The 13,981-nt window shown below is 72.9% G+C and carries 14 protein-coding genes and 3 tRNA genes; 4 read left to right on the top strand and 13 right to left on the bottom strand.

Going from position 1 to position 13,981, the window contains the following annotated elements; all coding sequences use genetic code 11:
- Nucleotides 1-11: 11 nt before the first annotated feature.
- The 3 genes from QP090_RS05840 to QP090_RS05850 form a co-directional block, all read right to left on the bottom strand.
- On the bottom strand, nucleotides 12-1,220 hold the full coding sequence (locus QP090_RS05840; protein ID WP_285937438.1) for a cytochrome P450: 1,209 nt from the start codon (nucleotides 1,218-1,220) through the stop codon (nucleotides 12-14).
- Between the two features lie 10 nt (nucleotides 1,221-1,230).
- On the bottom strand, nucleotides 1,231-1,821 hold the full coding sequence (locus QP090_RS05845) for a TetR/AcrR family transcriptional regulator (protein ID WP_285937439.1): 591 nt from the start codon (nucleotides 1,819-1,821) through the stop codon (nucleotides 1,231-1,233).
- 285 nt (nucleotides 1,822-2,106) lie between these two features.
- The gene (locus QP090_RS05850) at nucleotides 2,107-2,646 is read right to left on the bottom strand and encodes a MarR family winged helix-turn-helix transcriptional regulator (RefSeq protein WP_285937440.1); all 540 of its coding nucleotides are present in this window, start codon (nucleotides 2,644-2,646) and stop codon (nucleotides 2,107-2,109) included.
- A gap of 194 nt (nucleotides 2,647-2,840) precedes the next feature.
- Here QP090_RS05850 and QP090_RS05855 point away from each other — a divergent pair, with 194 nt between their 5' ends.
- The 4 genes from QP090_RS05855 to QP090_RS05870 are packed head-to-tail and all read left to right on the top strand — an operon-like array spanning nucleotide 2,841 to nucleotide 6,789.
- On the top strand, nucleotides 2,841-3,908 hold the full coding sequence (locus QP090_RS05855; protein WP_285937442.1) for an ABC transporter substrate-binding protein: 1,068 nt from the start codon (nucleotides 2,841-2,843) through the stop codon (nucleotides 3,906-3,908).
- Nucleotides 3,909-3,911: 3 nt separating this feature from the next.
- Nucleotides 3,912-4,706: an ABC transporter ATP-binding protein gene (locus tag QP090_RS05860; protein WP_285937443.1), complete on the top strand. Its 795-nt coding sequence runs from the start codon at nucleotides 3,912-3,914 to the stop codon at nucleotides 4,704-4,706.
- On the top strand, nucleotides 4,703-5,581 hold the full coding sequence (locus QP090_RS05865) for an ABC transporter permease (protein WP_285937444.1): 879 nt from the start codon (nucleotides 4,703-4,705) through the stop codon (nucleotides 5,579-5,581). The genes QP090_RS05860 and QP090_RS05865 overlap by 4 nt, the downstream gene beginning before the upstream one ends.
- Nucleotides 5,578-6,789, top strand: a complete 1,212-nt coding sequence (locus tag QP090_RS05870) for an alcohol dehydrogenase catalytic domain-containing protein (RefSeq protein WP_285937445.1) — start codon at nucleotides 5,578-5,580, stop codon at nucleotides 6,787-6,789. Before QP090_RS05865 ends, QP090_RS05870 begins: the two co-directional genes overlap by 4 nt.
- A gap of 159 nt (nucleotides 6,790-6,948) precedes the next feature.
- On the opposite strand, the gene QP090_RS05875 is transcribed toward QP090_RS05870, so the two are convergent.
- The 10 genes from QP090_RS05875 to QP090_RS05920 all read right to left on the bottom strand — a co-directional run bounded on the left by QP090_RS05875 (nucleotide 6,949) and on the right by QP090_RS05920 (nucleotide 13,937).
- Nucleotides 6,949-7,461, bottom strand: a complete 513-nt coding sequence (locus tag QP090_RS05875) for a cupin domain-containing protein (RefSeq protein WP_285937447.1) — start codon at nucleotides 7,459-7,461, stop codon at nucleotides 6,949-6,951.
- Entirely contained in the window at nucleotides 7,458-8,267 is an 810-nt protein-coding gene (locus QP090_RS05880; RefSeq protein ID WP_285937448.1) for an alpha/beta fold hydrolase, read from the bottom strand. The genes QP090_RS05875 and QP090_RS05880 overlap by 4 nt, the downstream gene beginning before the upstream one ends.
- Nucleotides 8,264-9,106 (bottom strand): aspartate dehydrogenase domain-containing protein, encoded by an 843-nt coding sequence (locus tag QP090_RS05885; RefSeq protein WP_285937449.1) that lies wholly within the window; start codon nucleotides 9,104-9,106, stop codon nucleotides 8,264-8,266. The genes QP090_RS05880 and QP090_RS05885 overlap by 4 nt, the downstream gene beginning before the upstream one ends.
- Nucleotides 9,107-9,295: 189 nt before the next feature.
- Complete coding sequence (locus tag QP090_RS05890) at nucleotides 9,296-10,597, bottom strand: serine hydrolase domain-containing protein (RefSeq protein ID WP_285937450.1); 1,302 nt, start codon at nucleotides 10,595-10,597, stop codon at nucleotides 9,296-9,298.
- 88 nt (nucleotides 10,598-10,685) lie between these two features.
- Nucleotides 10,686-10,771 (bottom strand) — tRNA-Tyr (locus QP090_RS05895).
- Nucleotides 10,772-10,797: 26 nt separating this feature from the next.
- Nucleotides 10,798-10,870, bottom strand: a tRNA-Leu gene (locus tag QP090_RS05900).
- Between the two features lie 4 nt (nucleotides 10,871-10,874).
- Nucleotides 10,875-10,948 (bottom strand) — tRNA-Leu (locus tag QP090_RS05905).
- A gap of 252 nt (nucleotides 10,949-11,200) precedes the next feature.
- The gene (locus tag QP090_RS05910; protein ID WP_285937451.1) at nucleotides 11,201-12,256 is read right to left on the bottom strand and encodes a PDR/VanB family oxidoreductase; all 1,056 of its coding nucleotides are present in this window, start codon (nucleotides 12,254-12,256) and stop codon (nucleotides 11,201-11,203) included.
- Nucleotides 12,253-13,131, bottom strand: coding sequence for a metal-dependent hydrolase (locus QP090_RS05915; RefSeq protein ID WP_285937452.1), 879 nt, complete (start codon nucleotides 13,129-13,131; stop codon nucleotides 12,253-12,255). The genes QP090_RS05910 and QP090_RS05915 overlap by 4 nt, the downstream gene beginning before the upstream one ends.
- Before the next feature lie 110 nt (nucleotides 13,132-13,241).
- Nucleotides 13,242-13,937 carry a hypothetical protein gene (locus QP090_RS05920; protein WP_285937454.1) on the bottom strand — a complete coding sequence of 232 codons (696 nt, stop codon included), beginning with the start codon at nucleotides 13,935-13,937 and terminating at the stop codon, nucleotides 13,242-13,244.
- Nucleotides 13,938-13,981 lie beyond the last annotated feature (44 nt).

The following is a 13,981-nucleotide window of genomic DNA, read 5'->3' on the forward strand; positions in this document are numbered from 1 at the left end:
CACCTCCGGCATCACAGGACGTCCAGGCGTACGGGCAGCGCGGCGAAACCGCGCACGTTCACCGAGTGCACGCGTTCGGCGCGTGCCCCGTCGACCTCGTAGGCGGAGATCCGCGCGGTCAGCTCGGCCAGCGCGATCCGGGCCTCCAGCCGGGCCAGGTTGGCGCCGAGGCAGAAGTGCCGGCCGCCGCCGAAGCTGATCAGCGGGGACGTGTCGCGGTCGAGGTCGTAGTCGCCGGCCCGGTCGAACACGCGGGGATCGCGGTTGGCGGAGCCGACCAGCAGCAGCATCCGGTCGCCCTCGGGGACCTTCCGGCCGTGCAGGACGGTGTCGCGGGCGACCGTCCGGGCGAGCATCTGGCTGGAGGTGTCGTAGCGGAGCGTCTCCTCCACCCAGTCGTCCACCCGAGCGGGGTCGGCCAGCGGCTTGGCGGCCTCGGCGGGGTTGCGCCAGCCCCAGTAGAGCGCGTTGGCGAGCAGTTTGGTGGTGGTCTCGTTCCCGGCCACCACCATGAGGAACAGGAACGCGATGATCTCGCGGTCGGCGAGCCGGTCGCCGCCCGCCTCGGCCTCCAGCAGCGCCGAGGTGAGGTCGGACGTGGGCCTGCGGCGCCGTTCGGCGACCATCTCCTGGTAGTAGCCGACCAGGGTGAGGGCGGCCTCCATCCCGGCGGGCGGGACGTCGTTGAGGCCCTCGTCACGGTGCACGACCAGGTCGGCGAGCCGCCGCACCTCCGCGCGGTCGGCCTCCGGGACGCCCATCATCTCGGAGATGACGTCCATCGGGAGCAGCCCGGCGAAGTCGGCGACCCAGTCGAACTCGCGGCGGTCCAGCGCGGGCTCCAGGTGCTTGCGCGCGAGGGCCCGGATGCCCTCCTCCATCTCCCGCACCCTGCGGGGCGTGAACCCCTTGGACACCAGCGCCCGCATCCGGGTGTGCCCGGGCGGGTCGAGCGCGAGGAAGGACATCGTCCGGTGCGCGTGCGGGCCCCACGCGCTCGGCTCCAGCGAGACGCCGTTGGCGCTGGAGAACGTGCTGTGGTCGCGGAACGCGGCGGCGACGTCGGCGTGCCGCGACAGCGCCCAGAAGCCGAGCTCGTCGTTGCGGTAGAGGGGCGCGTCGTCGCGGAGCCGCGCGTAGATCGGGTAGGGGTCCTCGTGGACCGCGTAGTCGTAGGGGCTGTAGGCGACCTGCCGGTCGGGACGGGGGGCTGGGTCCACAGCCGTCACCTCACTCGGTCTCGGGGAGGATGAGCTCGGCCATCTCGGCGAGCCGGTCTGCCATCCGGGCGTAGGAGGTGTAGCCCATGCCCGCGTGCACGAGCGCGCCGGCGTAGGCCAGCTCCAGCGCGCCGACGATCTTGGGGTCGGCGTGCTCCCCCAGCACCGCCTGGAGCCGCTCGCGGATCGCGACGCCGATCCGGACCCGCAGTTCGCGGACGTCGGGGTCGGTGCCGAGCAGCGCGGTGGTGCAGGCCGCCGCGAGCTCGGGCTCGTCCGACACCAGCAGCGCGATCTCGCGCAGCACCTCCACCACCCGGCCGCGGACCGGGCCGGCGCCGCCGGCCGGCACCGGCGGCAGGGCGCCGAGCCGCCGCCAGAACACCTCGGTGATCAGGTGGTTCTTGGACGCGAAGTAGGTGTAGGCGGTGGCGGGCGCGACACCCGCGCGCCGGGCCACGTTCCGTACGGTCAGGCCCTCGTACCCGGTGTCCCGGACCTCCTCGACCGCGGCGCCGGTGAGCCGGCGCACGGTGTCGGCCTGCCGCTCGGTGAGGCGGCGGCGGGTGGGCTCGGTCGTGAGGCGCTGTTTTCCGGACACATGTCCAGACACTAGTTCAGACAGCGGGACGCGGCAAGCCCGGGTTAGCATTCAGGCGTCACGGGGGATCGGCCACCTGCTCGGGAGTCCCCATGGACCTGGGTCCCCACCATCTCCGGATGATCGCGGCCGTGGCCGCCACCGGGAGCTGGGTAATGCCAGCAGGGCATAAATGAAACGAATGGGGCGGCGCCCCCGGCCGGTGCCGGGGCGCCGCCCCACATGAACGGTTCGGGCTTCGGCGGCGGGGCCCTCAGACGGCCCCGGCGAAGCCTGGTGCGCGCGTCAGCCCGCGGTGCGGCGCGGACGGCGGGGCGGGATGACCGTGCGCTCGGCGACGGTGGCCAGCATGGTGCCCTCAAGCAGGACGAGGGCGGCGACGATCCCGGCGCGCTCCTCGGCGGTCAGCCCGTCGAGGAGCGCCTCCTCGTTCTCCAGGTGCAGGGCGAACACGTCGTCGATCAGCTCGATCCCGGCCGGGGTGAGCTCGGCGAACATCACCCGGCGGTCGCTCGGGTGCGGGGTCCGGCAGATCAGCCCGGCCCGCTCCAGGCTGTCGAGCCGGCCGGTCATGGCGCCGCTGGACAGCAGCGAGGACTCGGCGAGCTCGGAGGGCGTCTTGCGGTACGGGGGGCCGCCCCGGCGCAGGTTGGCCAGGACGTCGAACGACTTGGGCGTCAGGCCGTGCGGGCTCAGGTAGGTCTCCAGCTCGTGCCGGGAGAGCTCGGCCACCCTGCGCAGGCGGCCGAAGACCCCGATCGGCGAGGGATCGAGATCCGGACGCTCCCGGCGCCACTCGTCCAGAGCCTGCTCGACCGTGTCCAATGCGCACCGTCCATGGGGTGAGGGGCGTTTCCAGGTAGCGGAAGAGTAGCGGAACCAAGATACCTTGACACAAGTAGTTTAGGTTCCAGATACTTTGGGCTAAGTAACTCTGCACCTCCGCCACCCTCCAACGGCGGACATCGCATCGGACGGCCGTCCCCGCGTCGTCTGGTCCAGTCTCAAACGAGGTCACGATGCACACACCTATTGCCGCGCTCCGCAAGCGGGGCTGGATGCTGCCGGGCGCCGCCCTGACGGTCGCCGCGGCCCTCACCCTGTCGGCCTGCGGCGGGTCCGGAGACTCCAAGGACGCCTCCGGGAACACCAAGATCAACCTCCGTACCGACGTCTTCTACACCGGCGCGGTCCTCCCCCTCGTGGCGGGACTCGACCAGGGGATCTACGAGAAGCACGGGATCAAGCTCACCCTCAACCCCGGCAAGGGCTCGGCGACCACGCTCCAGACCGTCGCCAACGGGTCCGACGACCTCGGCTACGCCGACGCGGGCTCGCTCGTGCAGGCGGCGGGCAAGAACATGCCGGTCCAGATGGTGGCCGGGATGGTCCAGCGGTCACCGCTGGCGATCTTCACCCGGTCCGACTCGGGGATCAAGACCGCCAAGGACCTGGCCGGCAAGACCGCCGGGTACACCGCGGGCTCCGCCGCCGAGACCGTGTTCCCCGCCTTCGCCAAGGCGAGCGGCCTGGACCCGGACTCGGTCAAGTTCAACAAGGTCGACATCCCCACCCGGGACAGCCTGTTCGTCCAGGGCAAGACCCAGTTCACCTTCGGCCTGCTCAACGTCACCGAGCCGAACATGAAGACCAAGGTCAAGGGCGACCTGACCGTCCTCGGCTACGCCGACGCGGGCCTGGACGTGCTGAGCTCCGGCATCGTGTCCTCCAACAAGTTCGCCAAGGAGAACCCCGAGGCCGTCCGCAAGTTCCTCGCCGCGACCGCGGAGGCCGTCGAGCAGACCAACAAGAACCCCGACGCCGCCGTCGCCTCGTTCTTCAAGGTCGCGCCGACCAGCTCGCTGTCCAAGCAGGTCGTCAAGGACCAGTGGCTGGCCTCGGCCAAGCTGATGACCACCGAGAAGACCAAGGACCAGCCGTTCGGCTGCACCGCCGCGGCCGACTGGAAGAGCACCATCGGCATCATGGAGCAGTACGGCGGCGTCGAGGCCGGCAAGGTCAAGACCGCCGAGATCGCCAGCAACGCGTTCCTCGCCAAGTGCGCGGACGGCCTGGGAACGGAGTAGCGGATGGCCCAGGCAACCACGCCCTTCGTCGAGTTCGACCGGTTCACCAAGTCCTTCGACACCGGCACCGGCGTCGTCACGGCGGTCAACGAGATGTCCTTCGAGCTCGAGCGGGGGGAGTTCCTCGCCATCGTCGGGCCGAGCGGCTGCGGCAAGAGCACGCTGCTGATGGCGCTGGCAGGACTGACCCAGCCCACCTCGGGCCAGGTCAGGGTGGCCGGTGAGGCGGTCCTCAAGCCGTACACCGACCTCGGCATCGTCTTCCAGAACGCCGAGCTGCTGCCCTGGCGGACCACGCTCCAGAACGTGCTGCTCCAGGCCGAGATCCGGCGCACCTCCAAGGCCGAGGCGACCGCCCGCGCCGGGGAGCTGCTCGGGCAGGTCGGCCTGGACGGCTTCGAGGGCCGCTACCCCGACGAGCTGTCGGGCGGGATGCAGCAGCGCGTGGCGCTGGTCCGGGCACTGCTGCACGATCCTGAGATCCTGGTGATGGACGAGCCGTTCGGCGCGCTCGACGCGCTCACCCGCGACCAGATCCAGATCGATCTCCAGCGGCTGTGGATGGAGCGCCGCAAGACCGTGGTGTTCGTGACCCACAGCATCGACGAGGCCGTCTTCCTCGCCGACCGGGTGCTGGTGTTCTCCCCCCGTCCGGCGCGGATCGCGGCGGAGTTCCGCGTCCCGCTGGAGCGTCCGCGGCACCTGAGCGCCCGGACCAGCCGGGAGTTCGGCGACCTGGTCGGCGAGATCCGCGGCGTCTTCGAAACCCTCGGCGTTCTCTCGGAGGAGGCGAAGTGAGCCCGACCCAACAGCAGGCGCGGCAGGCCGCCCCCGCGACGGCCGCCCCGGCCGGCGGAGCGCCCGCGCCGCGCAGGCGTAGGCGCAACCTGCTGGCGTCGCGGTACGCCGACTGGGGGCTGCCGGCCGTGCTGGTCGTCGTCCTGGTCGCGCTGTGGCAGGCGGTCGTGTCGTTCGGCAGCGTCGAGGAGTACGTGCTCCCGGCTCCCGGCGCCGTCCTCGGCAAGATGTTCGGCGACTTCAGCCTGTTCGCCGAGCAGTCGGTGCCGACGATCGTGGCCATCTTCGTCGGCTTCGCGCTCGCCATCGTGATCGCGCTGCCGATCGCCGTGGCGATGGTCTACAGCGAGATCGTGCGCCGCGCGGTGTACCCGCTGCTGATCATCGCGCAGGTGGTGCCGAAGGTGGCGGTCGCGCCGCTGTTCATCATCTGGTTCGGCTTCGGGCAGCTGCCCAAGGTCCTGATGGTGGCGCTGATCTGCTTCTTCCCGATCGTGATCGACTCGCTGGTCGGCTTCCGCGCCGCGCGGCCGGAGAGCCTGATGCTGGTGCGCTCCATGGGGGCGGGCCGGTGGCAGGCGTTCTGGAAGGTCCGCTGGCCGTGGGCGCTGCCGAGCATCTTCGCCGGGATCAAGGTCGGCATCACGCTGGCCGTCGTCGGCGCCGTGGTCGCCGAGTTCGTCGGGGCCGACAAGGGCCTCGGCGTGCTGCTGATGACCGCGCGCGGCGACATGGACAGCCTCACCGTGTTCGCCTCGATCGCCTGGCTGACCGTGATCGGCTTCATCCTGTTCATCCTGGTCGAGGTGCTGGAGCGGGTGCTGCTGCCCGGCCGCAAGAGCGGCCGCAGGTTCGAGGCGTCGGGGGCGTTGTGACCGGGCCGGGAACCGGCGGCACCCAGCGTGCCGTCGTCTACGCCGGTCCGGGCCGCGCCGAGGTCGGCCGCGTGCCGCTGCCGGGGCTGGAGGTGCGCCCGGGACCGGGCGTGCTGCCGCGCCGCTGCGACCACGGCGTCCTCGTGCGGACCCTGGCCACCTGCGTGTGCGGCTCCGACCAGCACACGCTGCACCATCCGGGCGCGGCGCCCGGGATGGTCCTCGGGCACGAGCTCACCGGCGTCGTGACCGAGGTCGGCCGGGACGTGCAGCGGGTACGGGCCGGCGACGTGGTCTCGGTGCCGTTCAACGTCGCCTGCGGGCGCTGCCCGAACTGCCGGGCCGGACTCACCGGGCACTGCCTGGAGACCAACCCGGCCCGTCCGGGCGCGACCTACGGGATGGGCGAGGGCTTCGGCGGCTGGGCGGGCCTTCAGGCCGAGCACGCCCTGGTGCCGTACGCCGACTTCAACCTGTACGTGCTGCCCGACGCCGACCAGGCGCGCGAGCGGCTGCTGGACGTGGCGCTCCTCGGCGACATCCTGCCGACCGGGTACCACGCGGCCAAGGGCGCCCGGGTGGCGCCGGGCTCGACGGTGTACGTCGCCGGCGCCGGCCCGGTCGGGCTGGCCTGCGCGGCGGCCTGCCGGCTGCTCGGCGCGGCGGCGGTGATCGTCGGTGACTTCAACGCCGAGCGGCTGGAGCACGCGCGGACGGTGGGCTTCGAGACCGTCCGGCTCGGCGGCGCCCCGCTGCCCGATCTGGTCGCCGAGATCCTCGGCGTCCCGTACGTGGACGCCGGGATCGACTGCGTCGGCGCGTCCGACCAGGCCGTGGCGGGCGCGGCGGGAGGCGACGGCGGTCCGGACGGGCCCCGGGTGCCGATGGCGGCGGCGCTGAACGACGTGGTGGGCGTGGTCCGTCCGGGCGGCGCCCTCGCCATCCCGGGCGTGTACCCGGCGGGCGCTCCCGGCGCGCGTCCGGCGCTCGGCGTCTGGCTGGGCGGGGTGTGGTCCAAGGCCATCACCGTGAGCGCGGGCGCCACGCCCGCGCGGCGCTACCAGGACGAGCTGGCGAGCGCGGTGCTGCGGGGCGGCCTGGCCATCGGCGAGGTCGTGAACGCGACCCGCGTCCCGCTGGACGACGCGGCGGCCGCCTACGAGCGGTTCGGCGCGGGCGCGTGCGAGAAGTACGTGCTCGTCCCTTAGACCAACTGTCGGACGCGGAAAGGCGCCGGAGTCGTCATGGGCTCCGGCGCCTTTCTGTGTCCGCGGTTCCGTGGGCTTCGCCGTGGGCGCTTCCCGCCGTCCCGCCTGCTGGTCCCGGCCCCCGGACCGGCCTGGCGCGCGGTCCGGGGGCGGGTGCTCTCAGTCCCGGGTGACGCCGTGCATCGGCGAGGTGGCCGGGTAGGTGGGGAGCTGCGGCTTCTGCGTCCCGATGATCACGCAGAAGAGCGCGTCGCCCTCGCCCACGTTCTTCAGGCTCCGCGGGACGCCCGCGGGGACCCGGATCAGGTCGCGGTAGCCGAGTCGCCGGCTCGCGGTCTTGGTGCCGTCCTCGACGTCGTGCACGGTCACCTCCAGCTCGCCCTCCAGGACGAAGAACGCCTCCTCGACGTCGTGGTGGGTGTGCTCGGGGCCCACCCCGCCGACGGGGAGCCGCATGTTGGAGAAGGTGAAGTGCTCGGACGGCAGGATCCGCGAGTCGCCCTCATGGTTGCCCGTCGCCCCGGACCCGATGTAGCGGATCTGGGCGCGGCGGAACTCCTCCCCCGCCTTGGCCTGGAACGCGAGCGTGTCCCAGTCCTCGTCGCGGCTCGCCTTGCTGGCGATGCAGGAGTCGATGAGGGCATCGAGCTCGGTGGTGTTCTTCTCGGTCATCGGAGATGCTCCTCTGCTGGTGTACGGGAGATGAGGAAATCGCGTACGGCCGCTGCGAACGCCTCGGGCCGTTCCTGGGGGGACAGATGTCCGGCGCCGGGGATCTCGGCGTACCGGGCGCCCGGGATGGCGCCGGCGATGAGCCGGCTCTCCGCGGGCGGGCATACGACGTCGTGCTCACCGACCACGACGAGGGTGGGGACGCCGACGGCGGCCAGGCGGTCGCCGTGGTCGGTCGCGGCCATCGACTCCGCCGCGTACCCGTAGCCGGGGAGCCTGATCGCGGCGGCCATCGCCGCGGCGACCCGCGCGACGTCCGCGGCGGACGCGGTGTGCGACAGCAGGCGCGGCGCGCGGGCCCGGGCGAACGCCTCGGCGCCGGTCCCGGCGAGTTCGGCGGCGCGCGCACGCATCCCGGCGGCCTTCTCCGGGGCGCCGCCGGAGCCGCGGGTGGAGTCGGCCAGGACGAGCGCGGCGACCCGGTCCGGGTGCCGCAGGACGAGCCGGGTGGCGATCACGCCGCCCCAGGAGGCGCCCACGAGGCTCGCCCGCTCGATCCCGAGCCGGTCGAGCACGCGGACGGCCGCGTCGGCGTAGCCGTCCATCCCGGGCGGGCCGGACGGGTCGGGCGAGGCCGCGTAGCCGGGCGCGTCCCAGGCGATGATCCTCAGCGGACCGGCGAGGAGCGGGGCCGCGGGGGCGAAGGCGGCGGCGCTGGACCCGATGCCGTGCAGGCACAGGACCGGCGCGCCGGCGCTGGTGTCGAGGGGGACGGCCGCTTCGGCGGGGGCCGGAGCGGGGCTCACGCGATCCGCCAGGCGGTGCCGGGCACCAGGTCGGCCAGCGTCCGCGCGACCGCGTAGGGCACCAGCCCGCTGGTCGCCGGGTTGTCGGCGTCCGGCAGGTTGCCCAGCTCGAAGCGGTATTCGCCGATCCGGGCGCGGAACTCCACGACGTGCCTGGTCAGCGTCGCGCCGGGGTCGGCCACCAGCCGGACCCGGACCGCGGACCAGTCGCCGGCGGCCAGCGCCAGGGTGGCGGCCACGTTGGCGTTGCGGGGGAACCGGATGGCCGCCTCGCGGGCCGGGCCGTCGTGCACCACGACCGGCTCGTCGCCCGGCCGCAGCGCGCGCAGCCGCGCGGCCGTCCCCTCGTCCATCCACGGCTGGACCAGCGAACCGGGCAGCTTGGACGAGGTGAGCCGGGCGGAGATCAGCGGCCCGCCGATGGTGGCGGCGCGGACCACGTCCAGGCCGCCGAGGGCCCCCGGGCACACCAGCAGTCGTCCCCTCGGGACGGCCCCGGCGCCGCGGGCGCCGGTGAGGCCGCGGAAGAGGCCGTCGTCGGCCAGCGCGCCCACCGAGACGGCGACCAGGTCGCATCCGGCGTCCAGGATCTCGGCGCCGTGGTCCCACAGCGCCTGCTGCCCGGCGGCCTCGACCACCACGTCGGCGGACTCGACCAGCGCGCGGACGGTGCGGGCCCGCAGGGGCACCGGTCCGTCGCCGCGCACCAGCACGCCGGTCAGCCGGGCGCCCGGGATCTCGCCCCGGCGCAGCAGCCCCGCGACCTTGGAGCCGATCGCCCCGTGGCCGAGCACGCCGACCCGCAGTTCGGCATCGCGGTCGTCCCGCACGTCACCCACCCTTGATAGCTTGGACTAAAGATACTTGGCCTGAAGATATTTACCAAGCAGGAGCGGTCCGGCGCAAGAGTGAGAAGAATCTCGGCCCGCGCGGGGGCCGGACGAGGGCACGCCAACGGCCCCGGTCAGGAGGCTGACCGGGGCCGGACGGCGGGTGCGGGGTCCCCTCGGGGACGGGCGGCGGGCCGCCTAGAAGTACTTGCCGAACAGGTCGGTCGTGGGCCAGGCGGTGATCGCATTCGCGACGCCGTGCAGCGGCGCGCTGATCTCGTTGTAGCCGTAGGCCAGCCCGGACGGGTCGTCGCGCTGGTCGAACAGCACGGCCCAGGTGACCCCGTCGTACCGGCGGGTCACGATCGTGCTGGTCCCGGGCAGGCTGCCGTCGTGCCAGGTGTTCTTGCCGCCGGTGACGTCGCGCACCGACCAGCCGAAGCCGTAGTAGGAGCCGCCCGAGTTCAGGCCCGTCTCCGGCTTGGCGAACACCTGGTCGACCGAGCCCTTGGTCAGCACCCCGCCGGTCAGGTCGAAGATCTTGGTGAACCGGACGTAGTCGACCGCCGAGGCCAGCCAGCCGCCCATCGCCGTGCGGTTCTCCACGTTGAACGAGCCGTACGGCGCCGGGACGGTGGTGCCCGCGGCGTCGAAGACCGACTTGCCGGTGTACTGCGAGAAGTAGGGGACCTCACCGGGCGCCCGCCCGCTCTTCAGCGACCTGCCCGGCCGCGTGCGGGTGATCCCGAGCGGCGCGAACACCTTCTGCTGGACGTAGGCGGCATAGGTCATCCCGGAGACCTTCTCGATGATCTGCCCGAGCAGGAGGTAGCCGTAGTTGCTGTAGGCGTAGGTGCTGCCCGGCGCGTGGTTCAGCTTCAACCCGGCGCCGTACTTGACCATGTGGGCCTTGGTCACGGGCAGCGGCACGCCGAGCGCGCTGGCGGTGAGCCGGTCCTGGTAGGTCGGGTCGGGCGTGATGTCGCGGTCCCAGCCGCCGAGGTGCTGGAGCAGGCGCTTGACGGTGATGCTCGACAGGCGCGGGTCGGCGGTCATCCCCGGCGGCGGCGTCATGTCGACCAGCTTGGTGACCGGCGTCGACAGGCTGAGCCTCCCGTCCTGGACGAGCCGCATCACGGCGGTCGCGGTGACGGCCTTGCTGAGGCTGCCGAGCCGGAACAGCGAGGTGGGCTGGACGCTCAGCGCGGCGTCGTCGCTCCAGGTGTAGCCGCGCGCGTGGATCAGCCTGCCCTTGCGCATCACCGCGAGCGAGCCGCAGGAGATGTTCCGCGCCTGCATCAGCTTCTTGATCGCGGTGTCGAAGCCGCCGAGGCCGGTGCCCGCCGCGCCCGCCACCCGCCAGGTGCGCGCCGCCGCGACGCGGCCGGCGGTCGCCGCCCCCTCCGAGCATCCGGTGAGCAGCGACGGCGCCGCCACCGCCAGCCCGCCCACGCCCAGCAGCTTGGCGAAATCACGCCGGCCGACCTCAGGAAACTGCACGATCCCTCCAGATGCTCGCCTCACCCATTCCGGGCAGCACCTTAGCCAAGATCGTGACCGCTTGTTCCGTATTCATCCTGATACGAGGTGGTGGGGCGGGTGGGATTCGAACCCACTCAGCACGAGGCGCCCGGGTTACAGCCAGGCCCGACTCTCCCGCGTCGGCGCCGCCCCTCCGGCGGCCCCTCGGGACCACCCGGTACCCCCGGCAGGATTCGAACCTGCATCGCACAGCACCTCATGCTGCCGTCTCTGCCGTTGGACTACGGGGGCGTCGTGCGGCTCCCGGGATTCGAACCCGGAACATCCACTTCCTGAAAGTGGTCCCTCTGCCGATTGGGGTAGAACCGCGCGGATCGAGGAAGGCGTCACTCTGATCGGCGCGACCGGGACCTTAAGAGGCGGGATACCGGCCGTGACGGGCGAGTGGCGCCCCGGGCAGTCGATAACGAAGCTGCTCCATGGTCATGACCGGTTCCTCCTCTCCAGCTCTGGTGCCGCCCTGCCGGGCTGACGTGCTCGACACTGCCATCCCGGCGACAGCGGACGCAACGGATTAATCGCGGCACGTCGCGCATCCGTCGGACAGACCTCCGGCCGGGCTCACAGGTCGAGCGTCAGCCGTCCGCCCTTGCCGCGCGAGACGCAGATCAGCATGGAGCCGTCGCCCTGGTCGGAGGCGGCGCGCTGGTCGACGTCGCCGTCCAGCACCCCGACGCGGCAGGTGCCGCAGAAGCCCTGCCGGCAGGAGTACGCCACGTCGGGCCGCCGCTCCCTGATCACGTCGAGCGCGGAGCGGTCCGCGGGGACGGCGAGCGCGGGGCCGCCGCGTCCGAGCACCACCTCGAACGGCACGCCGTCCACGATGGGCGCGGGCGCGAACCGCTCGTAGTGCAGGGTGGCGCCGCCGCCCGGGGCGAACGCGGCGCGCACGCCGTCGATCATCGGCGCGGGTCCGCAGCAGTAGACCGCGGCGTCCGCCGCCGCGCCCCGCAGCAGCCCGGCGCCGTCCGGCACGCCGTGCTCGTCGTCGGCGCGGATCCGCACGCGGCCGGACGGCAGGGCGGCGAGGTCGTCCAGGAACGGCAGGGACGCGCGGGTGCGGCCGGTGTAGACCAGCCGCCAGTCGGCGCCGAGCCGGTCGGCGGCCTGGACCATCGGCAGGATCGGGGTGATGCCGATGCCGCCCGCGATGAACAGGTACCGGTCGCGGGCCAGGAACGGGAAGGCGTTGCGCGGCGCCAGCACCGGCACCTCCGCGCCCTCGCTCAGCCGGTGCGCCTCGGCCGAGCCGCCCGCGCCGTCCGGCAGCAGCCGCACCGCGATCCGGTACGTCCGCCGGTCGCCGGGGTCCCCGCACAGTGAGTACTGGCGGCGGCGCCCGGACGGGAGCAGCACATCCAGATGGGAGCCGGGCTGCCAGCCGGGCAGCACCCGGCCGTCCGGCGCGGCGAGCCGGAGGGCGACCACGTCCGCGGCCTCGCGCCGCACCTCCTGGACGACCAGCCGCAGCGTCCGGTCGACCGGCCGGGCCCGCGGCACGACGGGGGCGCGCAGCGAGCGGACCCGCTGGACGCCGGTGAACAGCGTGCTGACGGCCACCAGGAACGGGTCGCGGGCCCGGCGCCCGCGCAGGTCGGGCGGGATCGAGCCGCTCACCGCCGCGCCGCCTGGGCGGCCGGCGACGCGGCCAGGTAGGCGAGCGCCTGGCTGGTCGAGCCCTCGTTCAGCGGGCTGTAGGACCGCCGGAGGTAGCGCCGCACCGAGGCGCCGACCATGCGCCCGTCCGGGGTGAGCCCCGCCGGGCCGGTGCGGCGCAGGTGGTGCAGGCCGCCCTTGACCCGTCCCCGGACGAGCGGGTCGCGGGCCATCAGGAAGCGGTGCCCGCGATGCCACAGCGTCAGCAGCATGGTGACCGTCTCGCCCATCGCGCGCAGCCGGGCGGCGTAGCCGCCGTCGAGGTGCATGTAGAGGTCGTGCGCCACGTGCCGGTGCTCGACCTCCTCGGCGCCGTGCCAGCGCAGCAGGTCCATCATCGTCGGGTCGGCGCCCGCCTCGTCCAGCGCCTCCGCGTTGAGGATCCAGTCGCCGAGCACGCCGGTGAAGTGCTCGATGGCCGCGATGATGCAGACGCGCTCGTACAGCCACGCCCGGCCCCGGTCGCCGGTCAGGCCGCGGTCGCCGAGGAGCCCCTCGAAGACGAACTCGACCTGCCGGACGAACGGCCGCACGTCCAGCCCCTGCTGGACGAAGTGGTCGAGCACCCCGTCGTGGGACGCGGCGTGCACCGCCTCCTGGCCGATGAAGCCGAGCACGTCCTCGCGCAGCCCGTCGTCCCGGATGTGCGGGACGGCCTGCTTGAAGACCCGGACGAACCACTCCTCGCCGGCCGGCAGCAGCAGGTGCAGCACGTTGATCAGGTGCGTGGCCACCGGATCGCCGGGGATCCAGTGCAGTGGCAGCCGCGTCCAGTCGAACCGCACGTCCCGGGCCTGAAGGACGAGGTTCTCGGGCTCGGCGAGCTGAACGGGCATGGGCCTTCCCCCTCGGGACTCCGGACCGGCGCGGACACCCTATTGACGATCCGTCCAGAAAGTACCCCGCGGGGCCGCCGGCCGACAACACCGGCGGCCGGTGAGCCTGGTCACCCGTCCGGCGGCCCGCCCGGGAGGTGCGGGGTGCCGTCGCGCATCGGCGGGAAGGCGAAGCCCGCGGCGGTGGTGCCGCGGGTCAGCGCGGTGATCTCGGCCTCCGGCAGCACCTCGGTGTCGTCGTCGATGATCACCTCCCAGCGGCAGTGCGGCACCCGCCCCGCCGGGACGCGGGGCGGGCGGTGCACCGGCCGGACGCGGGCCTTGGGATTGACCGCCTGCGCGGTGATGTCGAACGTGCCGTCCTCGATGGTGTGGCACATCCCCTTGATCGAGCGCTCCCCGAACGGCTCGACGTCCAGCAGCGCGCCGCAGGAGCGGAGCTGGAAGAACCCGTGCGACTCCGAGACCAGCTCGAACTCCACGTCCATATAGTGCTGGGCGAATCCGGGATCGAGCTGGAGAAGCTTGAAGATGGCCGAGACGCCGTCGCCCTCGATGCCCATGATGGCGCGGACCCGCTCGGTGTAGATCGGGCTCGCGCCCTTCCACTCCTCGATCGCGATCTCCTCCACGGCCTGCTGGCCGTAGCGCATCCCGACCGTGATGAGGGCGGAGCGGTCGAGCAGGTGGACGATCAGCGCGTACTCCCGGACGAGCCGGACCAGCGCCTCCCTGCCGAGGTCCTCGAAGCGGAAGTCGGGATCGAAGTCGCCTGAATAGTCCGCGCGGGGCTTGCGTTCCGTCATGCCCTGAACTGTAGTCTGGACAGGTGTCCAGAACAACCGATCGC

Origin of the sequence: Actinomadura xylanilytica, from assembly GCF_030283145.1 — a bacterium.
GTDB classification, from domain to species: Bacteria; Actinomycetota; Actinomycetes; order Streptosporangiales; family Streptosporangiaceae; genus Spirillospora; species Spirillospora xylanilytica.